The organism is Rhizobium oryziradicis (assembly GCF_001939045.1).
GTDB classification, from domain to species: domain Bacteria; phylum Pseudomonadota; class Alphaproteobacteria; order Rhizobiales; family Rhizobiaceae; genus Allorhizobium; species Allorhizobium oryziradicis.
On the sequence record NZ_MKIM01000033.1, the window covers coordinates 202534 to 227760 of the forward strand.

The 25227-nt window shown below is 54.4% G+C and carries 22 protein-coding genes; 5 read left to right on the top strand and 17 right to left on the bottom strand.

The features are described from left to right. Positions 1 to 205: 205 nt before the first annotated feature. Both BJF95_RS23215 and BJF95_RS23220 read left to right on the top strand, forming a co-directional pair. Positions 206 to 1177 (top strand): bile acid:sodium symporter family protein, encoded by a 972-nt coding sequence (locus BJF95_RS23215; protein WP_075641869.1) that lies wholly within the window; start codon positions 206 to 208, stop codon positions 1175 to 1177. Positions 1178 to 1603: 426 nt separating this feature from the next. Next, positions 1604 to 2713: an RHE_PE00001 family protein gene (locus tag BJF95_RS23220; protein WP_075641870.1), complete on the top strand. Its 1110-nt coding sequence runs from the start codon at positions 1604 to 1606 to the stop codon at positions 2711 to 2713. Positions 2714 to 2771: 58 nt separating this feature from the next. Here BJF95_RS23220 and BJF95_RS23225 read toward each other — a convergent pair whose 3' ends face one another. From BJF95_RS23225 to BJF95_RS23265, 9 genes are all read right to left on the bottom strand, one after another. Then, the gene (locus BJF95_RS23225) at positions 2772 to 3869 is read right to left on the bottom strand and encodes an ABC transporter substrate-binding protein (protein WP_075641871.1); all 1098 of its coding nucleotides are present in this window, start codon (positions 3867 to 3869) and stop codon (positions 2772 to 2774) included. A gap of 35 nt (positions 3870 to 3904) precedes the next feature. Then, positions 3905 to 4972, bottom strand: coding sequence for an ABC transporter permease (locus tag BJF95_RS23230; protein ID WP_075641872.1), 1068 nt, complete (start codon positions 4970 to 4972; stop codon positions 3905 to 3907). Positions 4973 to 4986: 14 nt separating this feature from the next. Further along, positions 4987 to 6483 carry a sugar ABC transporter ATP-binding protein gene (locus BJF95_RS23235; RefSeq protein ID WP_075641873.1) on the bottom strand — a complete coding sequence of 499 codons (1497 nt, stop codon included), beginning with the start codon at positions 6481 to 6483 and terminating at the stop codon, positions 4987 to 4989. Between the two features lie 192 nt (positions 6484 to 6675). Beyond that, positions 6676 to 7686: a TRAP transporter substrate-binding protein gene (locus BJF95_RS23240; protein WP_075641874.1), complete on the bottom strand. Its 1011-nt coding sequence runs from the start codon at positions 7684 to 7686 to the stop codon at positions 6676 to 6678. 45 nt (positions 7687 to 7731) lie between these two features. Continuing rightward, the gene (locus BJF95_RS23245; RefSeq protein WP_075641875.1) at positions 7732 to 9009 is read right to left on the bottom strand and encodes a TRAP transporter large permease; all 1278 of its coding nucleotides are present in this window, start codon (positions 9007 to 9009) and stop codon (positions 7732 to 7734) included. Continuing rightward, positions 9009 to 9542, bottom strand: coding sequence for a TRAP transporter small permease (locus tag BJF95_RS23250; RefSeq protein WP_425348726.1), 534 nt, complete (start codon positions 9540 to 9542; stop codon positions 9009 to 9011). The genes BJF95_RS23245 and BJF95_RS23250 overlap by 1 nt, the downstream gene beginning before the upstream one ends. Positions 9543 to 9549: 7 nt before the next feature. Further along, entirely contained in the window at positions 9550 to 10689 is a 1140-nt protein-coding gene (locus BJF95_RS23255; protein ID WP_075641962.1) for a fumarylacetoacetate hydrolase family protein, read from the bottom strand. 185 nt (positions 10690 to 10874) lie between these two features. After that, complete coding sequence (locus tag BJF95_RS23260) at positions 10875 to 11588, bottom strand: FadR/GntR family transcriptional regulator (protein ID WP_075641877.1); 714 nt, start codon at positions 11586 to 11588, stop codon at positions 10875 to 10877. 64 nt (positions 11589 to 11652) lie between these two features. After that, positions 11653 to 13083 carry an FAD-binding oxidoreductase gene (locus BJF95_RS23265; protein ID WP_075641878.1) on the bottom strand — a complete coding sequence of 477 codons (1431 nt, stop codon included), beginning with the start codon at positions 13081 to 13083 and terminating at the stop codon, positions 11653 to 11655. A gap of 176 nt (positions 13084 to 13259) precedes the next feature. Between BJF95_RS23265 and denD the strand changes: the two genes are divergently transcribed. Beyond that, positions 13260 to 14243, top strand: a complete 984-nt coding sequence (gene denD / locus BJF95_RS23270; protein WP_075641879.1) for a D-erythronate dehydrogenase — start codon at positions 13260 to 13262, stop codon at positions 14241 to 14243. After that, positions 14240 to 16021: an IlvD/Edd family dehydratase gene (locus BJF95_RS23275; RefSeq protein ID WP_075641880.1), complete on the top strand. Its 1782-nt coding sequence runs from the start codon at positions 14240 to 14242 to the stop codon at positions 16019 to 16021. Before denD ends, BJF95_RS23275 begins: the two co-directional genes overlap by 4 nt. Positions 16022 to 16090: 69 nt before the next feature. On the opposite strand, the gene BJF95_RS23280 is transcribed toward BJF95_RS23275, so the two are convergent. The 3 genes from BJF95_RS23280 to BJF95_RS23290 form a co-directional block, all read right to left on the bottom strand. Continuing rightward, positions 16091 to 16792, bottom strand: a complete 702-nt coding sequence (locus tag BJF95_RS23280; protein WP_075641881.1) for a pirin family protein — start codon at positions 16790 to 16792, stop codon at positions 16091 to 16093. 115 nt (positions 16793 to 16907) lie between these two features. After that, a complete protein-coding gene (locus tag BJF95_RS23285) occupies positions 16908 to 17516 on the bottom strand; it encodes an alpha/beta hydrolase (protein WP_075641882.1) in 609 nt (202 codons plus the stop codon). A gap of 44 nt (positions 17517 to 17560) precedes the next feature. Beyond that, positions 17561 to 18493 carry a VOC family protein gene (locus tag BJF95_RS23290; RefSeq protein ID WP_075641883.1) on the bottom strand — a complete coding sequence of 311 codons (933 nt, stop codon included), beginning with the start codon at positions 18491 to 18493 and terminating at the stop codon, positions 17561 to 17563. Between the two features lie 123 nt (positions 18494 to 18616). Between BJF95_RS23290 and BJF95_RS23295 the strand changes: the two genes are divergently transcribed. Next, on the top strand, positions 18617 to 19516 hold the full coding sequence (locus BJF95_RS23295; RefSeq protein WP_075641884.1) for a LysR family transcriptional regulator: 900 nt from the start codon (positions 18617 to 18619) through the stop codon (positions 19514 to 19516). Between the two features lie 143 nt (positions 19517 to 19659). Here the strand turns inward: BJF95_RS23295 and BJF95_RS23300 are convergent, their stop codons facing one another. The 5 genes from BJF95_RS23300 to BJF95_RS23315 all read right to left on the bottom strand — a co-directional run bounded on the left by BJF95_RS23300 (position 19660) and on the right by BJF95_RS23315 (position 25096). After that, positions 19660 to 20412, bottom strand: coding sequence for a hypothetical protein (locus BJF95_RS23300; RefSeq protein ID WP_175577318.1), 753 nt, complete (start codon positions 20410 to 20412; stop codon positions 19660 to 19662). 244 nt (positions 20413 to 20656) lie between these two features. Then, entirely contained in the window at positions 20657 to 21241 is a 585-nt protein-coding gene (locus BJF95_RS23305; protein ID WP_075641885.1) for a disulfide bond formation protein B, read from the bottom strand. Positions 21242 to 21251: 10 nt separating this feature from the next. Next, complete coding sequence (locus BJF95_RS24600; protein ID WP_139317608.1) at positions 21252 to 21500, bottom strand: DUF5993 family protein; 249 nt, start codon at positions 21498 to 21500, stop codon at positions 21252 to 21254. 69 nt (positions 21501 to 21569) lie between these two features. Further along, a complete protein-coding gene (locus BJF95_RS23310; RefSeq protein WP_075641886.1) occupies positions 21570 to 22778 on the bottom strand; it encodes an alpha/beta hydrolase family protein in 1209 nt (402 codons plus the stop codon). A gap of 260 nt (positions 22779 to 23038) precedes the next feature. Then, positions 23039 to 25096 (bottom strand): mechanosensitive ion channel family protein, encoded by a 2058-nt coding sequence (locus tag BJF95_RS23315; protein WP_175577319.1) that lies wholly within the window; start codon positions 25094 to 25096, stop codon positions 23039 to 23041. Positions 25097 to 25227: the final 131 nt, after the last annotated feature.

Sequence of the window (25227 nt, forward strand, 5' to 3'; positions counted from 1 at the left end):
TCGTGCGACGTTCGTTGACAGCTGTCAACAGGGGATGGTGTTGAGAGATCCCCTTCCCTCCTCGTGTGTTTTTTGTCGTGAGCGAACGGTGTCTGCCCTTTGTTTTGCCGTGATTTGTAATGGCGGGTCAGCCCGGCTCGAATTGCATTGCCAGCACGAATGGACTAACCCGTGCGGCAGAAACCAATATGATATTAAGGCTGTCATGAAACGCTTCCTGCCTGACACATTCACTCTTCTGTTGATCTGTACTGTTTCCCTGGCGTCGGTTTTGCCGATCCACGGTGTTGCGGCGGATTATTTCGCGATGGCGACCAAAGTTGCCATCGCCGCTTTGTTCTTTCTGCATGGTGCGCGTTTGTCGCGCGATGTGGTGTTGGCAGGCCTTCTTCACTGGCGGCTTCACCTCTTTATTCTCGCCGTTAGCTTCGTTTTGTTTCCTTTGCTCGGGCTGGGCGCTGGCATCTTAACAAGCGGTTTTCTGCCGCCTGCGCTGGCGTTGGGCATCATTTATATCTGCGTGCTGCCGTCCACGGTTCAATCCTCCATTGCTTTCACCTCAATGGCCGGGGGCAATGTGCCTGCCGCGATCTGTGCCGCGTCAGCCTCGAATATTCTTGGCATGATTTTAACGCCGTTGTTGTGCGGCTTGCTCCTATCAGCGGGTGGTCACGGCGGTGTATCGCTGGATGCGATTTTGCAGATCTTTGTGCAATTGTTGCTTCCTTTCATGGTGGGGCAGGTGATGCAGCCTTGGGTCGGGCAGTGGGTGCGCGCTCGCAAATCTCTTCTCATGCCGATAGATCGTGGTTCCATCTTGATGGTGGTTTACGGCGCATTTAGCGAGGCCGTTATTGAGGGGATTTGGCGCAGCTATTCGCTCACTGATATTGGCGTGGTCGTGCTGATCGATATGGTCTTGCTTGCTATCGTTCTGATGCTGACGATGTTTGGCAGTCGGTTGATGGGCTTTGCCAAAGAGGATGAAATTACCATCACGTTTTGCGGCTCCAAAAAGAGCCTGGCGTCTGGCGTGCCAATGGCGAGCGCGATATTTGCGGGCCAAAGTGTTGGGGCGATCGTGATGCCTTTGATGCTGTTTCATCAAATTCAGCTCATGGCGTGTGCGGTTATTGCTCAGCACTATGCCGCTAAGGCCAAGCTGGCTGCCAAGTGAATTTCACCTGTTTGGGTTAAATCTTTGAATTTGATTTTCCAGCCGCGAGGATCTTCTCGCGGCTTTTTCTTTGGCGCAGTTGCTGTCTTTGATTGATAGGAGCAGGGAGGGGGAGGGCGTTGACAGCTGTCAACCATGCGACAAATTTTCGGTCCCTGTTACGCTTAAGTTTGTGCAGGCGTGGGCACTTCGTAAGTGGTCTTTTCAGCGTAATCTCAGCTTTATACGAAGATTGTGTGGAATCGCGATGATAGCCGCTTTTATTTTAAGGCAAGATCTGCGATAAATACCAATGATGCCTGCATCTGGCAGCTTTGATCTGGCAAATTGCTCTCCAACTGTGTCAGAATTTCATTTTAGCAGCATCTCTAGTGAAAGTGAAAGAGCAGTTCGCTTTCGTTTGGCTGTTGTGATAACGTATTTTCAATGCGTTACCCAATCGAGAAAATACCGCTTTCTTCCTTGCTTTTGCCCATCAGTGTGGCGGGCGAAGCTTTGGTGCGTCTTGATGAGCGTTTAACGCATTCTGAGGTTGGATCGGGATTGATTGAGCGCATGCACTATTCGGATGCGGTGGGTTCGCTTTGGGTTGATGGCGAATTGGTTCATGTGGAAGATCTGGTTTTCCATGATGCCCGCATGGATACCCGCACACCGACCCACGAGCTGACCGTTGCACACCTGGTTTTGCGTTCACGACGCGACATCACCCAGCATCCCGCAGCATGGGCGCTGTCCAACCAAGGTCTTTCAAGGTTGCGGGGACGAGCGCTCGGAGATGGTGTCGCGCCCGTCAGCGATGCATCGGAACCCGTGTCAGAGCTTGAGATGGAGGGTGCATCGCCCGATCCAGATGCCGCTTTCATGGCAGAGCTTGACGAATTTGACGCCATTTTGAGGCGAAGCGAAACCCTAATGGCGCAGGTTGCTTTGGAGCGAAAAGCTGTGCTGGAGAGAGATCGCGCCGCCATCGTTTATGATGCCGATTGGAACGAGCCACAGCGCCTGCAAGATTGGCAGGAACTGCTGTCGGAGGTTGATGCTTTTCCACCTGTTCTGGCGGCCGCTATTTTGTTGGATGCCTGGCAGAGTGAGGAAGTGAGCGAGCACAGCCCCTGGCTGGGCCGGCTTTTGGCGGCGGCTTACTTAAGAAAAACCGGGACTACAACGTGCCATCTTACTGCGATTTCAGTCGGGCTTCGCGCGGTTGGGCGTGAGCGGCGCCATTCGAAAAACCGAACGCAGCGGCTGCTAGCAATTCTGGAAGCCTTTGAGCAAGCGGCGCGGCAGGGGATGAATGAGCATGACAGGCTGCTTCTGGCGCGCGGCGCGCTTGAGCGCCGTATCAAGGGCAGGCGTTCAAGCTCAAAGCTACCAGAGTTGATTGATCTGGTTTTGTCGCGCCCCCTTGTGTCGGCCGGGCTTGTGGCAAAAACGCTCAACACAACGCCGCAAGGCGCGCTGAAATTGATCGCCGAGTTACCCTTGCGCGAATTGACGGGGAGGGGCCGTTTTCGGGCCTGGGGCATTCTGTAAATAGAAAGGTGACAGCGCCGGTAGGATAAGCGGCGCTGTTGGTGTGGTTCGAGGGCGGTTACTTGCCCCAGATTGCCTTGTAGGCATCTCGATAACCGTTGTCAGGATCAAATGAGTTTTTCGGCCCGCCGTCGAATTCGACATTGTCTGCCGTCACCACATGCAGTGGTGAAACATAACCCGACCATTTCTCGCCCGCCAAAGCACGGTTCATTTCATCCACCAGCTGCCAGCCCTGCAAGTTGAGCGGCTCGGCCACCGTCACAGATTGATACTGTTTGGCGCGAATGCGCTGATAAGCGCTTTCAGAACCGTCGCCTGCGGCCACGCTCTTGGGTGCGCCGTCGCCCGGTATTCCGGCCGATTGCAAGGATGGTCCCATGAAATCAAAATAGATGTCGTTGATCGCCAGCGAATGCGTCCACTTTGCTCCGTATTTTTGCAAAAGGGTGGTGGTCAGTTGCGGCATGCGTTGCGAGGTCTCGGCAATCGGGGTGTCAACATATTCCAAAACGGTGCCACCGAGTTTGAGGATTTCCTCTTTCATCTTGTCGGCTTTGGCGATGGCAATGGCATAGGTGGAGTCGGTGAAAATGATCACACCGGGTTTGCCGCCAGCATCCACATAGGCGTAATCTGCCGCAGCTTTCGAGACTTCCATGGCATCGGTGGTGACATTGGCAAAGACGCCTACATCAGGCACGGGGCCGACAGCCGGGGCTGCGTGCCAGGACACCATGGGGATCTTGGCTTTCTTGGCGGCTTCCATGGCGGGCTTTTGCTCAACGGCATCAAAGCCATTGATGATGATCCCATCGGGCTGCAATGTCATGGCCTGACCAAAGGCGGCTGTTCTGCCGCCAATCGAGCCACCACTATCGAGAACGGTAACAGTCCAGCCAATCGCGGCCGCCGCTTCCTGAATGCCTGTGGTGACGCCAAGAATGCCGCCGTTTTTCATATCTGCGGCAACAACCACAATTTTCTTGGCGGCTTGCGCTTTTGGCCCGGTGGTTGGTCCATCCCATTTGGAAACTTTGCTGGCGTATTTGGCAACCACAGCCTTGGCATCGGCCATGCTGTCTGCGAAAGCTGGTCCTGCAATCATCCCCCCAAGAATGATGGCTGTTGTGGTCATGAAATCTCTGCGTTTCATCGTGTTTTCCTCCCAGTGAATACGAATGACAGATATTATTCAGATTTTACGGCTGCAGCTGGAGCCGAATTGGACTTAGAGAGAAGTCCCGCCGTGCCACGGCGGCGTTGGGCATAGCCCGCGATGCCAATGGCAATCAGCAGCGTGACACCGTTAAACATTGGCTCGACAAAGAAGGAGCCGCCCAATTGCTGAATGCCGGCAATGCCGACGGCAAGGATGATCACGCCAATCATGGTGCCCCAGACGTTGACGCGGCCCGGTTTGATGGTGGTTGAGCCAAGAAATGCACCCACAAGCGCAGGTAGAAGGTATTCAAGCCCGACACTTGCCTGACCAATGCGCAGTTTGGAGGCCAGCAGCACGCCTGCGACGGCTGACAACGTGCCCGAGGCGATAAATGCACCGATGACAAAGCGGCGAACAGGAATGCCGTTCAAAGCGGCAGCTTTGGGGTTGGCTCCAATGGCATAGATGTAGCGGCCAATCGGCAGATATTCGAGCACAATCCACATCACCACGGCCAGCACGATGACATAGAGACCGGTGATGGGCAGGCCAAACACCATGGTGCCGTTGAGTGCATAGAAACCATCCGGCAACATGCCAATCATTTGCCGCCCGCCGGTGTGCCACAGCGCCAACGCATAGATCACGGTTCCGGTGCCAAGAGTGGCGATAAAGCTATCGATTTTTGCGACTTCGACCAGAATGCCATTCAGGAAGCCGGTGGCAGCACCCAGCAACAGCACCACAAGCACGGCAACAGGCCACGGAAAACCGTAGAGGGTTTGCAAGCTGATGGCCAAAATATGCCAAAGCACAATGCCATAGCCAATGGTCAGATCAATACGGCCTGCCGCCATCGGAATCATCGCCGCCAACGACAAAATGGCAATAATGGTCTTGTTGGAAATGATAGATCGCAGGTTCAGCACGGTCGGAAACGTATCGGGCAACAGTACACAAAACAGCAAGGTCAGCAGGACGGTGAGGATGACCAGTCCATAGACTGGCACCAACCGTTGCACTTTGGCCATAAAGCTGAGGCCTTTCATTTCGGCTTTGGTGGGTTCAAGTGCTGTGGAGCGAATGGACTGCATGACGATCTCCCAGATCAGGCCGCTTCAGAAGCGGAAGCCGCAGCAATCACGGCGGAGGTTGTGAGATTGGTACCGGACAATTCGCGAACAATCTGTCCGCGAGAAAAGACCAGAGCGCGATGGCAAATATGGGCAATTTCCTCGAAGTCGGTGGAAATCACCAAAACGGCAAGGCCTTCCTCGACGGCAGAGGCGATCAGGCGATAGATGTCGGCTTTGGCACCCACATCGACACCGGCGGTGGGATCTTCGGCAATCAATAATTTCCGCCCCGTCGTGAGCCAGCGGCCAACGACGACTTTCTGCTGATTGCCGCCTGAAAGAGCCTCAATCGCCAAAGATTGATCATTGGGCCGCAGCCCCACCTTGTCGCCAATTGCGGCGGCCTGCTCAGCCTCGCAAGCAGGGGAGAGGAAATCGAATAAACGCCTGCCAGACGCACCGGGATTGAGATAGGTGTTTTCCCGAAGCGAGAGCGACATCGCCACAGATTCCTCGGTGCGGTCACGGGCAATCAAGCCAATGCCGGAGGCGATGGCAGAGACCGTGCTGGACAGATCCGGGCTTTCTCCGCGAATGGTGACATCACCGCGCGACGGCTCGCAGCCAAACAGGGCACGACCTATCAACTCTTGCCCAGCACCACGCAGACCCACGAGGCCCAGCAGCTCGCCCTGATGCAGATCGAAAGAAACCGGACCCGCACCGCTGCATCTGAGATTGCGCACCCGCACGATTGGTGCGCCAATCGGTGTTTCTGAACGGGTGAACAGTTGATCGGCCTTGCGGCCAACGATCATGCGGATCAACTCGTCGGGATTGGTGTCTTGCACCGGTGTCTGGCCCACCAAGCGGCCATCGCGCAGCACGGCGACTCTATCAGCAATGCGGAAAATTTCATCAAGGCGGTGCGAGACGTAAATCATCGCCACGCCGCGCTCTTTTAAAGGGCGGATGGCCTGAAACAGACGCTCAACCTCATCGGCGGGCAGGCTGGCGGTTGGCTCGTCCAGCACCAGAACATCGGCTTCAACGGCAAGCGCGCGGGCAATGGCAACCAGTGATTTTTCGGTGCGGGTCAAATCCTGAACGCGGGTGGAGGGATCAAAATCGCAGCCAACCAGCTTCAAAGCCTCGGCTGTGCGCCGGTCCGTCGCACCCCAGTCAATCAGCTTTTTACGCATGGAAAAGCCTTGGGCCAGACCGACATTTTCGCCCACGGTCATCCATTCGATCAAGCCGAGATCTTGATGGATAAAGGCAACGGATTGGCGCTCATTGGGTTTGGGTGGCCGGTGGTGATAGGGCTGGCCGCGAAACAGAATGTCTCCACCATCGGGTTTGTAAATACCAGCAAGCGTTTTGATGAGGGTTGATTTGCCAGCACCGTTTTCGCCCAGAAGTGCGAGGATTTCGCCAGCCTTCAGATCGAGCGACACGTCGGTCAGGGCTTTGGTGCCGCCGAAATCTTTTGAGACGGCACGAAATTCCAAAAGCGTATTGTGATCCATCTGCTCCTCCCAAAGCGCGATTGAGATGAACATATGTTATCGATAACATTTCTGTCAAGCGATGAAACGCGCAAGCGACAGACAGCGTCATCACGCTTGCGATAGCCGCGAAAACCTTCCCATTTGCACTGACAAAAATACCCCGAAGTGAGCAAGCACTTCGGGGTATGGACAGATTATAAATGCCAGTCTTTACTTACGCATGTCGGCCAAAATGGCTTGAACGCGGTCCACCACGTCAGCGCCGATTTCTTTCTTGTGCTTCTCGTAGACCACTTGCGATTTTTCGAGCATTTTCTTGTGTTCTTCAGGCGAAAGCGTGTTGAATTTCACGCCCGCGGCTTCAATTTTCTGAAGCGATGTCTTGTTGAGCTCGGTAATGACCTTGCGCTCAACATCGCGGCCAACAACAGCACAATCCTTCAGCGCCTTTTGCTCATCAGGCGAATAGGTGTCGAAAATTGCTTTGGAGAACATGAACAGGAATGGGGTGTAGGCGTGTCGGGTCTCGCTGACATAGGACTGCACCTCGTAGAATTTCGAGGTGTCGATGGTCACATAGGGGTTTTCCTGCGCGTCAATTGCCTTGGTTTCCAGAGCCGAGAAGACTTCGCCGAAGGCCATGGGCGTCGCATTGGCTCCAAAATTGTCGAAGGTATCGAGGAAGATATTGTTCTGCATGACGCGAACCTTCATGCCCTCCAGATCCTCCCACTTTGTCACGGGGCGCTTGGAGTTGGAAAGGTTGCGAAAGCCATTTTCCCAATAGGCGAGATTAACGAGACCCACGTCGAGCAGCTTTTTGTTGAGGAAATCGCCAAACTCGCCATCCATCACCTTGTAGGCTTCTTCCTGATTGGCAAACAGGAAGGGCAGGTCAAAGACGCCAAGGGCTGGCACAATGCCCACGAGAGGAGAGGAAGAGCTGACCACACCTTCTTGCACACCAGAGCGCAGCGCTTGCGTCGCTTGCAAATCGCCTCCCAATGCGCCGCCCCAGAAGGCGGTGATTTTCATTTTGCCACCGGATTTTTCATCAAGGCAGGTTTGCATGGCCTTGATGCCCGCCCCCACGGGATGGTCGGCGTTAATACCGTTGGATACACGCATATTGCGATTGCTGAATTCGGCATAGGCCGGTGCGGCCAGCAAGGTGGATGCCGCCAAAATGGCAGCGGTTGCTGTGGTGATGTACTTTCTCATACTATCCTCCCAAGGTTAGAGAAAGAGATCGGAATCGGTGGCGCTTTAGTAGAGCCACCGGGCAGGAACCAGAACCAGATCTGGAAACAGGACCAACAGGAAAAGCACGGCAATTTCTGCGAGCAGAAACGGCAGAACGCCGTGAATAACGCGGCCAAGCGGCACGCGACCGACGCCGCTGACCACGTTGAGCACCACGCCAACCGGCGGGGTGAGAAGGCCGATGCAGGTGTTCATGATGAACAGCACACCAAAATAAACAGGATCAATCCCGGCCATTTTGATAATTGGCAGCAAAACCGGGGTCAGGATCAAAATGGTTGGTGTGAGATCAAGGGCTGTGCCGACAATCAGCACCAGCACCATGATGACCAACATCAGCAATTTTGGCCGGTCAATCAGGGGTTCAATATAACCGCTGACTTCAGCCGGAATATTGGCAGCCGTGATAAGCCATGCCGACACCAGAGCGGCGCAGACCAAAAACATGATCACAGCCGTGGTTTTGGCAGCTTGCAGAAACACGCCCGGCAGATCACGAAACTTCAGTTCTTTATAGATGAAAATGCCGACAAACATCGCATACATGGCAGCCACCACAGCGGCTTCCGTGGGCGTCACGACCCCTGCCTTGATGCCGCCCAGAATAATCACCGGCATGCCCAGCGCCCATGCGGCCCGACCCGTGACCTTAAGGCGCTCTTTACCCGGAACGCGGGGCAGGGGCTGAACATTGTCTTTGCGGGCAACGAACAGCCAGGTGATGACCAGTGAAATACCCATCATCAAACCCGGCACCACGCCCGCCATGAACAGTTTGGTGATGGAGACATTGGCGGCCACGCCAAAGACAATGAAGGCCATGGAAGGTGGAATAATCGGGGCAATAATACCGCCAGCCGCAATCAATCCGGCAGAGCGTGGCACGTTATAACCAGCTTTTGCCATCATCGGGATGAGCACCGCGGCAAGGGCTGCGGTATCGGCGGCAGCCGAGCCGGAGATGCTGGCCATGATGACGGCTGCTGCAATGGCAACCAGTCCAAGGCCCCCGCGAATATGGCCAACGCAGGCAATGGCAAAATCAATGATGCGGCGCGACAGCCCGCCGGAATTCATCAATTCACCGGCGAGAATGAAGAAGGGAATGGCCAAAAGCGTAAATGTATCGACGCCCGCGATCATGTTTTGCGCAATGATCTGCGAGTTGAACATGCCCATATACCACATCAGCGTGATGCCGCAGAGCATCAGCGAAAAGGCAACTGGCACGCCAATGGCCATGGCACCGAGCAAGGACGAGATGAAAACAAGAAGGGTCATCAGAGGCGCTCCTTCATGTGCTCAATTGCGGCACCTTCACCAGCAAAGGCCGCAATTTCATCCTCTGTGATTTTACCTGTTGCGAGGCGAAACAGACGCTCCAACGTCACCAGGAAAATACCGGCCCCGCAGAAAAGCCCAATGCCATAGACCCAGCCCATGGATAGTCCGGTCACGGGTGCGACCATGGAGGCATTGATGGGTAATTGTTTCCATGTGCCGAGAAAAAACACGCTGGCGCACAGAAGAATGACAAGATTAGACAGTGCCATCAGCACCAATCGCCCACCGCGTCCAAATTTGGCAACGATGGTTTCAACGCCCATATTGAGGTTTTCCCGGTGCACCACCACGGCACCAATGAAGGTGAGCCAGACGAAGAAATAGCGGGCCATTTCCTCAGACACGGCAATGCCGGAATTAAACCCATAGCGCATGACGACGTTGACAAAGACCATCAACACCATGCCCGCCAACATGATGACCAAAAGAGCATCGAGAAAGCGGAAAAACCAATGAATAAGTGTTTTGATCATGGCGCTAAACCTTTTCGCTCAGGCCACGCATGGCCAGATTGCGCATCAGGGCGCGGGTGCCAAATGTCCATTCCGGGCAGGCATCGCAGCGGTCCACCCAATTGATCAGGCGGCCAAGCAGGGGTGAGGCAATCTCGACCCGATCACCGATTTCATGGGTGAACCCTTGGCCGGGGCCGCGTCTGTCTTTGACCGGGGCAAACATGGTGCCGAGAAACAGCACGGCACCATCGGGATATTGATGGTTGCGGTTGCGCAATTGCGACGCAAGCGATGCAGGCGTGCGGCTGATGGCTTCCATTGGGCTTTCGCCGGTCATGTCAAAACCGTCTGCGCCCACCACATGAAGGGAAACCCGAACCCGGCTTAGAACATCCAGCGTGAAAGCTTCATCAAACAGGCGAATAAAAGGGCCGATGGCGCAAGACGCATTGTTGTCTTTCGCCTTGCCCAGCAGCAAGGCGGAGCGGCCTTCGACATCGCGTAAATTCACGTCATTGCCAAGGGTGGCACCTAGAATTGTGCCGTCGGAGCGGATCACCAGCACAACTTCCGGCTCCGGGTTGTTCCACTCAGAGATTGGGTGAATTCCAACCATATCGCCGCAGCCAACCGAGGACATCGGCTGTGCCTTGGTGAAAATCTCGGCGTCGGGACCAATGCCCACTTCCAGATATTGCGACCAGAGGTTCATCTCTTGCAGCAAGGTTTTGACGCGGGCCGCCTGCTCGGAGCCTGCTGCAATGCCGCGCAAATTATCGCCCAGCACGGGGGCTAAACGGGTACGAATGTCTTGCGCGCGGGCGCTATCGCCCCTTGCCTGTTCTTCGATGACGCGCTCCAACATGCTGTCAGCAAAGGTGACGCCCGCCGCTTTGACGGCCTGAAGATCAATCGGGGCGAGGAGATGACCTGCGGATTGGTTGAGAAAATCGTCGAGATGGCCCAGATCGGGCAGGTCGGTTGATTGTGCCAAGTGACCGGCGATGGCCTCGATCTCAAGAAGGCCAGAGACAGTTGCTGCGAACACACTGACATTCAGCACCCGTCCACCCCGGATCAGCACCGGACAAGGGCCATTCTCGGCATTGGACCAGACCCTCCCGATCAAGGTGGCGTCAGCGGCATCCTCTGGCAAAATCATGCCGGAATTCAACACATGTGTGGAATTCAAAGTCTCCTCCCTTATGCTTATCGACAGATAACCCTCCAGTCATCCGTTAAGTTGTCAGGATGTCTGACAACTTAATTCAAAAAGTTTTAATCAACCTTCCGGTGTTTGTCTAGTCGTTTGTCTGGGAGTTTGATTGTGACATTGGATTCACTCCATCAAAACACTTCGAGTGTTAATTCAATGCGGCTGGCAGCACCCAGCAGATGGTTGCGCATGGCGGTGCGCGATGCTTGCGGATCACGTTTGGCGATTGCATCACGCACAGCCACGTGCTCTTCGATCGTCACTTCGACAATCTCTTCCAGCACGGCGCGGGCGCGGGCTGCGTTGATGGCAAGGCTGATGCGCTCGGCAATAAAGCCAATGAACATCGCAAAATAATCATTGCCGGTGGCATCGGCCACAGCACGGTGAAAAGCAAGATCGGCATTAATGCCCTCACTTGTCCATCTCTCCGATCCGGTCATCAAGGCCAGCGAGGCATCGATTTTTGCCAGATCATCAGAGGTATGATGCAGGGCCGCAAGGCCTGCGGCCTCGATTTCCAAGGGGATACGCAGCTGAAAAAGATCGCGAAAACCTTCACTTTCCAGCAATTTGCCGTCATCAATACGGATCAGCCGGGCCTGCCGCTCGGTGACGAAAGCACCAACACCCTGACGGGTTTCCACCAGTCCTTCATTGCGCAATTGGGCAATGGCTTCGCGCACCACAGAGCGGCTGACGCCCAGCGCCTTGGAGAGAAAATGCTCGGTTGGCAATTTGTCGCCGGGTTGAAGGCGTCCTTCTTGGATGTCCCCGGCGATTTGCGCCGCAATGCGCGCGGGAAGATGTTCACTGCGTCTGATCTGGCCGAAATCCATCGACATTCCATGTCCCATGTTGAGCAAAGAGCGGGGCTGAAACCCACCTGATTTAAGGGGTTGCCAATGTTTAAGGGGATGTGTGTAAAAAATTCAATTGGCAACCTGTATTCATAACACCATCCGGGTCAATGGCCGTCTTGATCGCCGTCAACAATTGGCGTTGAACATCGGGCAATCTCGCTTCGAAATCAGGCCGTTTGAGACGACCTATGCCGTGTTCGGCGCTGATCGAGCCGCCAAACGCATCCACGACCTCATTGATGATGTTTTTTGCCAGATAAATCCGTTTGTCCTTTTCCTCACGGGTCAGATGGCTTGGTGGCAAGACGTTGAGGTGGACGTTACCATCACCAACATGCCCATAAGAGACGCACAAGCAATCGGGCAGACTTGCCATGACGGCGGCCTCCGCATCGCGCACGAAGGCGGGAAGTTTTGAGAGCGGCACGGACACATCGGTGCGCAAATGCGGTCCGCGCTTGGCCTGTCCTTCATTCATGCCCTCGCGGAAAAGCCAGAGATTGCGCGCATGGGTCTGTGAGCTGGCTATGACGCCATCCTTCACCAATCCATCTTCCAGAGCGCCTTCCAAAAAGCGCTGCATAAGATCATCAATATCCACGAGGCCGGAGCCGGAAATTTCCATCAGCACATAGGCGGGATTTTCACCGCTGAGCGGCATGGCAAGATCCGGCATTGCCTCGCGCGCCAAGGTGAAGGCCAGAGGCGGCATGAATTCGAAAGCGGACATGAGATCGCAGCAATCGTGCCGGGCGCGGCGGTAAAGCGCAATCGTATCCTCCAGCGAGTTGAGGCCAAGCAAGGCGGTTGCCACTTGAGTGGGTTTTGGCAGGAGTTTGACGGCCACCGCTGTGACAATTCCCAATGTGCCTTCAGCGCCAATAAACAGCTGCTTGAGATCAACGCCGCGATTGTCTTTGCGCAAAGTGGAGAGTCCATCAAAAATCGAGCCATCCGGTAGCACAACTTCAAGCCCCAACACCAACTCCCGTGTCATGCCATAGCGCAACACATTGATGCCGCCCGCATTGGTCGAGACATTGCCGCCGATCTGGCAGGATCCTTGTGCGCCCAGCGCCAGCGGAAAGAACAGGCCAGCTGCCTCGACTTTGTCTTTGAAACTGGAGAGGACGGCACCTGCCTCAACCACGGCCGAAAAATCATCGGCATCGATTGTGCGGATGCGGTTCATGCGCTCAAGGCTGACGATCACCTGATGGTTTGGTGCATCGGGAATGCCACCCAGCACCAGCCCAGTGTTGCCGCCCTGCGGAACAAGGGAGAGGTCAAGGGCGTTCGCGGCCCGCACACAGGCAGATACATCTTGCGTCGTGCGTGGGCGCAAAACCGCGATGGCGTCGGAGATGACATCACCGTGCCAATCGCGGCAATAGCGCGCAATGTCTGCGCCCGCCAGCACAAGGTCATCGCCAAGCATCGCTTTTAAATCGGCAATCAGCGCGGTTTTTTGGGTCATTGGTCCTCCCGGTCCTTACTCTTTCTCTTTGCCAAACGCGGAGGCAGAAGAGGGGCAATTGCATTATTTGGTTTTCAAGCGAATGATATAAGGTTATCAGACAACCTTACAAATGTTTTTTCACATGGCTCCGGGAGGGCCGGTGTTGAGCAGGACGGAAAAGGGAGGAGACTGTAATGCATGTGCTGATTATTGGTGCTGCGGGCATGGTGGGTCGCAAGCTCACAGAGCGGCTGGTGCGTGACGCTGGCTTGGGCGAAAACCCGGTTGAGACCATGACCCTTGTGGATGTGATCACTCCAGAGGCTCCGGCAGGTTTTGATGGTCGTGTGGTGCTGGAGCAGGCCGATCTTTCTGCCGCCGGCGAAGCCGAAAGACTGATCAACACCCGTCCGGACGTGATTTTTCATCTCGCCGCCATTGTGTCGGGCGAAGCGGAGCGCGATTTCGATAAAGGCTACCGGATCAATATGGATGGTATGCGCTATCTTCTGGATGCCGTGCGCCATGCCCATGATGCGGATGGCTATTATCCGCGATTGGTGTTCACCTCATCCATTGCCGTGTTTGGCGCACCGCTGCCCTATCCAATCTCTGATGATTTTCACACAACGCCGCTGACCAGCTATGGCACGCAAAAAGCTGTGTGCGAATTGCTGCTGTCAGATTATATCCGCCGAGGTTTTCTGGATGGCATTGGCATTCGTCTGCCCACGATTTGCATTCGTCCCGGCAAGCCCAATGCGGCAGCATCCGGCTTTTTCTCCGGTATTTTGCGCGAACCCCTGGTTGGCCAGGAAGCCGTGCTACCGGTGACAGACGATATCCGCCATTGGCATGCATCACCACGATCGGCGGTTGGCTTTCTTATTCATGGTGCGACAATGGATTTGTCACAGGTGGGGCCGCGCCGTAGTCTGTCCATGCCGGGCGTGAGTGCCACAGTGGGCGAGCAGATCGAGGCACTGCGCCGCATTGCCGGTGATAAAGCGGTCAAATTGATCCGCCGCGAGCCGGACGAGATGATCATGCGGATGTGTGCGGGTTGGGCACCGGGCTTTGAAGCGAAGCGTGCTCGCGAATTGGGCTTTACAGCAGAAAGCTCATTTGATGAGATCATCCGCGTCCATATCGAGGATGAGTTGGGAGGCAAGCTATGAGTGCCGATAATGTAAGGCGTAGGTTACGCTCGCAAGACTGGTTTGACAATCCTGACCACCTCGACATGACCGCGCTCTATCTGGAACGTTTCATGAATTATGGCACGACGCCGGAAGAGCTGCGTGCTGGCAAGCCGATCATCGGCATTGCCCAATCGGGCAGCGACATCAATCCGTGCAACCGCCACCATCTGGATCTGGCCAAGCGTATCCGTGATGGCATTCGCGATGCCGGTGGCATTCCCATCGAGTTTCCATCGCATCCGCTGTTTGAAAATTGCAAACGCCCAACGGCAGCCCTTGATCGCAACCTCGCCTATCTTGGTCTGGTGGAAATTCTCTATGGCTATCCCCTTGATGGCGTGGTGCTGACAACCGGCTGCGATAAAACCACGCCATCGGCCCTGATGGCGGCCTCGACGGTCGATATTCCGGCCATCGTGTTTTCTGGCGGGCCAATGCTGGATGGCTGGCATGATGGTGAATTGGTGGGCTCCGGCACGGTGATCTGGCGATCTCGTCGAAAATATGCGGCGGGCGAGATCACACGGGAAGAATTTCTCGATGCGGCGCTGAGCTCAGCACCCTCAATTGGCCATTGCAACACCATGGGCACGGCATCGACCATGAATGCGCTGGCCGAAGCGCTGGGCATGTCGCTCACCGGCTGTGCTGCCATTCCGGCGGCCTACCGGGAGAGGGGGCAGATGGCCTATCGCACCGGGCGGCGGGCCGTTGAGCTGGTGTTGCAGGATATTCGACCCTCAAACATTTTGACGCGCGAGGCTTTTCTCAACGCCATCCGTGTCAATTCCGCGATTGGCGGCTCCACCAATGCCCAGCCGCATTTGATGGCCATGGCCAAACATGCAGGCGTTGAGCTGACGCCGGAAGATTGGCAGGTGCATGGTTTTGATATTCCGCTGCTGGCCAATGTGCAGCCTGCGGGTGCTTGGCTTGGTGAGCGCTTTCATCGGGCGGGCGGGGTGCCAGCCATTATGTGGGAATTGTTGCAGGCTGGAAAAATCGACGGTCACTGTGCCACCGTGACCGGCAAGTCCATGGCGGAAAACCTCGAAAATCAGCAATCCACCGACCGCGAGGTGATCAAACCCTTTGATGAACCTTTGCGCGAGCGAGCCGGTTTTCTGGTGCTGAAAGGCAATTTGTTCGATTTTGCCATCATGAAAATGAGCGTGGTGTCGGAAGGTTTTCAGGCGCGCTATTTAAGCGAGCCGGGCCGGGAAGGTGTGTTTGAAGGCCGCGCCATCGTGTTTGATGGCTCGGAAGATTATCATGCCCGCATCAATGATCCGGCCCTTGGCATTGATGAGCGCTCAATTCTCGTCATTCGCGGCGCAGGGCCACTCGGTTGGCCTGGATCGGCGGAAGTTGTGAATATGCAGCCGCCGGATTACCTGCTCAAACGCGGCATCATGAGCCTGCCAACCATTGGCGATGGCCGCCAATCCGGCACGGCTGACAGTCCGTCTATTTTGAATGCCTCGCCAGAAAGTGCGGCAGGTGGTGGCCTTGCATGGATCAGAACCGGCGATACCGTCCGCATTGATTTCAATCAGGGTCTTTGCGACATGCTGGTGGATGAGGCGGAGATCAGCCGTCGCAAGGCCGACGGCATTCCGCCGGTGCCAGCCGATGGCACACCCTGGCAGATGATTTACCGTGAAACGGTGACGCAATTGGCTGATGGGGCCACCATTCGCGGGGCAGATAAATTTCAAAAGCTGTCCAAAACGCTTCCGCGTCATAACCACTGATCATAGCACCGGGGCTGTTTTCAAACAGTCCCGCTGCAGGAGTGCCAATATCTGATGTGCGATTGCTGCTCAGGCCCGCATGTCAAACAACAGTGCTTGACCATCGGTGATCCAGTGCAGATCGGGCATGGTTTCCGTGCCAATTTGCACGCCGTCTCCGGCACCAAGCCGTTCACCATCCACGGTTGCCAGCCCTTCGACAATTTGTACGAAGTAGACGCGGCCGGCTTTTCGTGGGATCTGGGTTGTCATGCCTTCGCGTGGATAAGCAATCGACACACGGCTATCGGAGAGAAGCCGCAAGGCTTGATCCTCGGTTTTGCCGCTGGCCAGCACCGTCCAATCGCTTGCCGCATCCCTGGCTGGCAAGGCGGTTTGCTGATAGCTGGGCGCGCCGCCTTTACTGTCTGGAATCATCCAGATTTGCAAAAAATGCGCACCTTCGGTGTCCGATGCATTCATTTCCGAATGAGTGATTCCGCTGCCTGCCGACATTATTTGCACGTCCCCGGGGGCAATGGTGGCGATATTGCCCAAGGTATCCTCATGTTTGAGCTGGCCAGATAGCACCAGGGTCAGAATATCCATGTCTTGATGGGCATGGGCACCAAAGCCTGATCCAGGCACGATGCGGTCTTCATTGATCACGCGCAAACTGGCATAACCCATGCGGGTCGGGTCTAAAAAGCCGCCGAAGGAAAAGCTGTGATCACTCTTCAACCAGCCCATATCGGTATGGCCGCGGTTCATCGCTTCGTGGATCAGGATCATGGTGTTTACTCCTGTTCAAGCATGCCGCACTCCATCGTCCTCAATGAAACGATAGTGGACATGCGACAAAATAAGAGAGAAAGCGTGTCGCAATGAATCTTAACTGCGACGCGTTTTAGGATGCAGACAAGAAAGCCTGCAATGCGGAGAGTTCCTCCTGGCGGATTTCATGGCCACCATCGTGAATGCTGGTATCAATCTGGCTGCCTTGCGCTTCGAAATAATCGATCAGGCAATCTGTCAGAGGCAAAGGGCAGATTGGATCGCGCCGTCCTGCGGTGATCAGCACTTTCTTGCCCGACAGTTCTGCATTGTCTGCGGGCCGCCACGGAATAAGCGGATGCAAAAGTGCAATTCTGTCAAACAGGTCACCGTGCTTGAAGGCAACAGCGGCGAGAATATTGGCCCCATTGGAATAGCCAAGGCCGTAGACGGCACGGCCGGGGTGTGCCGCCTTGTGACTTGCAATAAACGCTGCCATTTTCTCGGTGCGCTCTGCAAGGTCAGCCATGTCATAGACGCCTTCGCCGGTGCGCCGAAAGAACCTGAGCGCCCCATGTTCCGATACATCCCCCCGTGGCGAGACGAGACCCGCTTGAGGCAGGATCTGTTCCACCAGTTCGGAAAACTGATGTTCATTGCCGCCCGTGCCGTGAAAGGCAAAGATCAAAGGAGCATCGTCTTTGGGCTCTTTTGTCAGAGCGATATAGTGAGAGCTTGTCATGATAAGCCTCCAGTGGCGGGGTCGGAGCCCCGCCGGATAAAAGATTAGTCGTTAATGGGTTCGAGCAATTGCTCGATTTGTTCGCGGTGGGCCTCATAGCGGGTTGGCAGTTTCAGCGCTTCGCCAAGATGGGCTGTGTCTTCATCCCGATCAAAACCGGGCTCGTTGGTGGCAATTTCAAACAGCACGCCGCCGGGTGTGCGGAAGTAGATCGCCCAGAAGTAATCGCGATCGATCACCGGGGTCACGTTGTAACCCGTGTCCATCAGTGCCTTGCGCACCTCCAATTGTGCGGCGCGGTTTTCAACCGCAAAGGCAATGTGGTGCACCGAGCCAGCACCGGGACGTGCTCTTGCTGCTTGCGGTACCGTTTCGATATCGATGAAATCGGCACCATTGCCGCCCTCAATACCAAAGCGGGTGTGATTGTCTTGCTTGTCGACCTGTTGATAGCCCATAAAGCGCAGCAATTCGCCCGTCACTGCATCATCTTGAAGCCGCAGGCTTGCGCCGTGAAAGCCCTGAATGGCTTCTGCCGTGGCAACATTGCCGCCCTTCCAGCCGATCCGGCTGTCGTTATCGACTTCAATCAGCGAGAAGCTGTCGCGGTCCGGGCCATCGAAGCGCAAGCGCTTTTCGCCAAACACTTCGCTTTCATTCAGCCCGGTCACGTCATGAGCAATCAGTCGTTCTTTCCAGAAGGGCAAAGCGCCTTTGGGCACGGCAAAATAGGTTTCGCCAACTTCACCAGCGCCCTGACGGCCGGGAGCGATGTGGGGGAAGGGAAAATAGGTCATCACCGAGCCAGGTGTGCCAACTTCGTCGCCATAATAGAGGTGATACACTTCAGGATCGTCAAAGTTGACGGTTTTCTTCACCCGGCGCAGGCCAAGGGTTTTGGTGAAAAAGTCGCTGTTTTGCTGGGCATGGGCGGCCATCGAGGTCATGTGATGCAAGCCCTTGATCTGTGTAAGCATGATGACTGTTCCTTTCGGTTGCGAGACATTGTGTCTTCGTTGGACCCAAGATGATGCAAACCGGGGAAAATCTGAATAGCAATAATATTGACAATATTATTGCAAATTTGGTAATAATGAACCATGAGCGATTTACAGGATATCAGAGCCTTTCTGGCCGTGGCCGAGCTGCACAGTTTTGTGGCGGCGGCCCGTCAGCTTTCCATGACTGCGCCATCGGTGACACGGGCCGTCGGAGCACTGGAAGAAAGGCTTGGGGTGCAACTGTTGCTGCGCACCACGCGACAGGTGTCGCTGACCTCTGCCGGTGCGGTCTATGCCGCGCGGGTGGGACCGCTGTTGGCGGAGTTTCAAAAGGCAGGCGAGGAGGTGCGCGAGCAGCAGGGCGACACAGCCGGTCTGTTGCGCATCAATGCGCCAATGTCCCTGGGTCAACAGATTTTGCCGGATGTGGCATCGGGCTTTCGGGTGGAATATCCCAATACTGCGATTTCGCTCAGCCTCACCGACCGCTTTATTGATATTGTCTCGGATAGCGTTGATCTGGCTATTCGCATATCCGAAGCGCCCAAGGATAAATCAACGATCTGGCGGAAAATTTGCCGCGTGCGCCGTGTGCTTGTCGCGTCTCCCGGCTATCTGGCGGCTTTTGGCACCCCCTTGGAGCCGGAACAACTGCACGAGCATGTGTGCCTTGCCTATGATGAGGACTCGTTGAGCGAGACGTGGGAGCTTTCTCATGCCGGGAGAACACGCAAGATCAAAGCGGGAAAGACGGTGGCTGGCAACAATGGTGATCTGATTGCCCGCTTGGCAGAAAATGGCGAAGGGATCGCCCTTCTGCCTTTGTTTATCGTTGAACAGGCCCTTACCAACAGCCGCCTGCAACAAATTTTACCGGAGTGGGAGCCGCCCGCACTGTGGCTTACTCTGTACTATCCGCCGTATGAAAAACTGCCCATGCGTGTTGCCAAGTTTTCCGATTTTTTTGAGAATTATGTCACCCACACGCGCCCTCTTTAGGCGGCCTTGGCGCAAATTTTCGCGCTTAACCCACTGTTGACCATGGGAAGAGAAATTGGGCCCGCGGATCCTGTGTCCCAATAATATATTGGGATCAATACCCCAAGCTATTCAGACAAACCGAGCCAGCTCTAGCCAGCCAATCAAAAAAGCATTGAAAAGCCGATGACAGGGCCGTGTTGTGTTACGCTCCAGCGAAAGGGGCGACTGCCATCAAAATCTTTGCCCTGATAATCCTGATAGAGGACACGATAGCCAGCGCGCAGGATTGTGGGATTGCCGGCCATCATCGTTCTGTAGCCAAGATAGCTCTGCGCATTCACGCTGATCTTTGATCCGGTTCCAAAGCCTCCGACATCGACTTCAGAAAACAGGTTCCATCTGTCGGTAAGATCATAGTTCAGCCGTGTGCCAACAAACGGATCAGTCCAATTGGAATGCCGATCCAGCCGAACACCCAGCGCCGAAACACTGGCCTCAAGTTGCGTCCAGCGGATACCTGCGGTGGGTTGAATAGACATTGTTCTGGGCTTGCCAAACAGGGTATTTCCGGCAAGCTCGCTCTCATAAGCGGTGAAAAATGCACCAGCTGAGAGCGTCGTCGTCTTGATATCCAGTCCAACTTTATTGCCAAGCAGATTTTCGCTCTGACTTGTTCTCACATACTGGCCATCAAAATAGGCCCCAAATCTATCATTGGTAATCTCGACATTCCCCATCACAGCAAAATCGAGATGGTTGAAAATGTCAGAGAATGGAACGTTCACATCCGTGTCAAATCCAGCAAGCGTGCCATTGCCGTTCAGGGAGGCGGTCCAAATGTAAGGACTGATAACAAGTGTCCAGTCCTTTTGGTCTGTGGTCGAAACCGGGTTCACATCGGCACTCTGAGCCATGTTGGGCAAAACCGCAAACATGGCAAAGTTGAGTATAATGGCAAGCGAAGAACACAAGCGAGACAATAGGCTGACTCCGGCTAACACGACAATCCGTCGAAAAATTCGTAAAATCAAATTTACGAAGAGAGACATACGAAGCAAGAAATAAAAATAAGACGATGTCATTTATAAACGGAAAACGTGATTTTCTTGATAGAATGACGTCTTACCGTTATTCTTGCGTGTATTTATTCTGAGTGCATTACTTTGATAAAAGCATGTAGGAAACCGGATTATCCGGGCAAAGCCCGGTTGAGCATTCCAGCACGGTGGAAACACCATTGGCCAAAGCCAGAAAAGCAGCCACTGCAATGATGATGAGGCTGAGTTTTGCTTGCCATGACGTTGCAAAACCACGATCAGCCAAAGTGTGTGCGGCACCTGCGGCATGTTGATGCGAAAACTGGCTGTCGAAAAGCATCAGCACGGCACCACCCAGAATGATCAGCGCATAGACAACAAAAGCCCAGGTGTAAAAATGCAGGCCCATGATAGCATCGCCATAGGTGCCGGTGCCCGGCACGATATGCAGCAAGGTATGGCGGGCGGATATGACGGCTCCGAAAAACGCCGAAAGCATCATCACGGCATAATGACTGGGACGTATGCCGAACTTCAAATTCAAGGCCAGCCCAAAAGCCGCACCGAGAAAACCAACGCGCTCGAGAATGCACAACGGACAGGGCATATCGCCGTACACGATTTGGTCAAAAAACGCGACAACAAGAACCAGACTGACAGCCAGCAGGCCAACAGCATTGAGAAACCGGGAAAAACTGATGCTCATGGTTTGCCCCTTAAAGCACAATATTCAGAGGATCTGTCGCATGCAACCTGAACAGCACCAGAAGGCACAGCACGGAAACCGCCCAGAACATCAAAGCTGCAAGACGCCGATTGGCGAACAAGCAGATAAAAGCGGCGAATAATGCAAAGAACGGCGTGCTCATCATGGTGAAATGCCCCGATTTTTCACGATATGGGAGCGCGTCTCGTAGGGGTGTTAGCCTTCCGATAGAGCAACGCGCACCAACACCGAAACTCATGCCCGTATTGGTGATGGGGTGCGTGCCGCGCGTTTGCTCAAACGCACGGCGCGCAAGGTTTACAGTTGTTTACTTGCTATCGAACCAGATTTTCCACTGCGGGACGGCGGTTGCAAAAGTGCCGCGATGGGTGGTTTTTCCGGTCGAGACCGCTTCAACATTGGTATTTCCCGAACCCATGGATTGGGCGTAGGTCATTGCCATGCGGCCAACGCCGGTGGTGATGGCTTCGTCGGTTTCACCATAGTAGTTGCGCACCGGAGATTTGATCACCCAACGATAGGATTGCGCATTGGCTATCAACTTGCCGAAGGCCGAGTTCGCAAAATAATGAGGATCGAAATACTCGGGACGGATCAGCTTATGAAGATCCGTTGTGATATCGGCGGGATTAAACGGCTGACGATCATAGGCCTTTTTAGCAATGTCATAATATTCGTCGGTCAGCAGTGAATGGGCAAGACCCGGAATGCCGTAATAATTCTCATAGGCAAACGACGAAAGGATCATGATGCTGTTCAGCCAGACCGCGTCAAACTTGCGTGGATAGACCAGAAAGCCTTCCATCAAAGCATAGACATCCAGCGGAGCGCTGGCTGTTGCGGCACCATCTACCTTGAGACCAACCATTTCGAGCTTTTCCAGCATGGCCATGGTGACAAACCCGCCTTGTGACCAGCCTGCCAGAAACAGCTTGTCGCTCGACAGCTTCATATCGGCCAGCACAGCTCGGCTGGCGACAACGAGATCATAGGTGGCCTGCTGATGGCTGCCTTTAACCATATAACCTTCAGGTTCGGTTGAAATGCCAAGACCAAAATAATCGGCGCCGATCAGCATGTAACCCTGGCCAGCAAACTGGGCGATCATCAGCTGTGTCTCAGGCGACTGCTCGGCAAAGGATGGAACCTGTTGTTTGCCATAGACAGTGCCATGCTGATAGGACACGGTTGGAAACGACTTGCCGTCTGTATCCGGTACAGCCAGCAGGCCCGATGTCACGGTGGGCTTGTTACCCATTTCCGGAATAACCGAGTTATAGGTGATCCGATAAAGCCGAACAGCGTTGCGCGCTGGCGTATAGGGCACGGTAATCCCGGCAAATTCGGGCGTATCAACCTTCAAGATCTTGTTGAGCTGATCCACATCCCAACGCGCCAGAAATTCATACTTGATGCCGTTGCTCACGTCGATCGGACCCTTTTGGGTCGCAAAGCTGGGCGACATTCCAAGTAGAAATAGCACGGCAGCGAGCACTGCACGTATAAAAAGCGACATTTTTCTTCCCTCTCCATGAGAAAATACGATTGTATTGCTCATGATTTAAGCGATACAAATCGGTTCCGTGTCACATTTTCAAATTTCCATTAATAATTTATAACAAATGAAATAAAATAATATTCCATAATGACTTTTCAAAATAGAAATATCGAAGATGACATCGTTAAAATTCGCTTTTCATTGAAATGAGCGAAAAACTCTCGCTTCATAGTTAATGTCATTCGCTCTGTGTCCCTGTTTAACAACGGAGCATTGTACTATTGCGAAACGTTATTGGCAGCCAAAGGCACGGCTATCGATGCCGCCGCAGCCTCCACAACGTTATTGTTGCCATGCCGAACAACAACGGCATTGGAGGCAAGGTTCAAGCCTGCCGCTTTATATCCTTCGAGCAGTCGCTTGATACCTTCGCGTTTGATGACGCTGGGATTGCCCGGCCGTGACGTAAACTTGAACCGAATGACCATGGAATTTTCAGTGATGTCCTGAATGCCCTGCATTTTGAGCGGAAGGAGAAATTCGCTGCCGAATTCCGGGTGCTCCAGCAGACCCAGACCGACTTTCTTTGTCACTTTCCGGATGGTTTCCAGATCTGCATCGCGATCGAAGTGAAGCTCGAACTTAATCGTTCCCCAATCGCGGCTGAAATTTGTGACAGCAGCAATCTGGCCAAACGGAATGGTATGAATCGGCCCGTTCTGATGCCTCAACCTGACAGACCGAAGTGAGATTTGCTCGACTGTGCCTTTCAGCTTGCCCGTATCAATATATTCGCCAATGCGAAAAGCGTCTTCGGCCAGAAAGAAAATGCCCGACACCACATCTTTGACCAAGGTTTGCGAACCAAAGGAAAGGGCAAGACCCAAAACGCCAAAACCCGCGATCATCGGTGCAACATCAACACCGAGGGACGACAAGGTGACAAGACAGGCAACGGAAATGACAGCACCGAGCACAAGATTTCGCACAACGGGCAAAATGGTTGAAAGACGGCTTGTTGTCTCCTCCGCTGCATCATCGTCCTGGCCCGGCAGTTTCACGCCTTTTTGCGGCGAAACGGCTTCAAAATACTTCCAGCAAAAGCTGCAAACAAACCAGCTGATGACAATGGCGATGCCGAATTGACGGATATGGCTTAACCAATTGGCCGGCACCATGCCCGCACTTTCCAGCAGAGGCCGCCACAGCGTAATGATCAGCTGTATGCCGAGAATCCAGCAGGCTCCCACAAGCGGAACACGCATGGCCCAAAGCGATGCGGAAAACACGCAAGGTCCGTGCCTGGCGGCATGCTGATCACCAAAGTGGCGAAACAGGGCCGAAATGCCCAGGCCCAGTTTGGGCATTGCCAAGCACACCAATTGGCTTACTCCGGCGACACTGGCCCAAACCAGATTTTGGGATGTGCCAACAACAACAAAGCCGAGCAACCATATCAACAAGGCTGAAGCAGCAAAAAAATAAACAGTGGCCAAACCGGCGGCGCGCATCGGTCTATTGGGCTGCTTGCCAGCAAAAACGCTAGCAATATCCTTATGGCCCAAAGCCAGCCAGACAAGCTTATAGAGGGTGAGAACGGTGGAGCCGAGCAGATGCCACCCTTGCGCAGTCATGGGGTCTAGGCCGCGTGTATCAGCAAGACTGAGGAATGTTTCAATACAGCCGGAGAGCGTGCCAAAGCCAATTGTCATGGCCAGATGCCAGCGCGGATTGGCAATATCCAGCAAGGGACCGGAGGATGCGTTGCGGCAAAACAAAAGACGGGCGGCAGCCGTAAAAAAAGCCGTCATAACAATGATATGAAGCAGACCGGCAGCAATATAGCGCGCAAACGGTGCACCGGCAAACGATTGATCCATGCTGTGCCGTGTTATCGCCCAAAACGCCAGCAGAGCACACAGATCGCCCATCAGCCGCAATGCCGCAATCCAGGCTTTGGCAAGGGGTGAGTGATCGGATCGGGTATCAGACGTAAAGCGTCTGAAAAGCAGAATGAAACAAGCGGCCGCCGCAATGCCGAACAAAAATGAGGTTATGACACCGTAACCGGTATCGGTCAGGCTTGCCTCTTCGTTCGACAAGATAAGCCTGCTGTTATGAAAAGCGGCAGGTAGACCGTATAGACCGATAAGAGCAATGGAGGCCGCGCGTGTCACGGTGGCCTGGATGCTGCCATAGGCAGAGGCCATCATATCATTCTTCATGACGCCACCACCCGCCGCGACGATCGCAGGGGCAGCCGTTCCATCCCATGTGACAAGAACGGGCTTACCCGCCGCTCGGGCAGAGCCCAGAGACTCTCCAATCTGGCTCAAGGTTTGATCCGAAGAAACGGGGAGTGTAACCACATTCTCTGCGGCATAACCGGGCAATGAGTTCAATATCGAAAAGATCGCAGCCGCAAGCCACACGATGACAACAAAGCCTTGGACTTGAGTTCGCACCC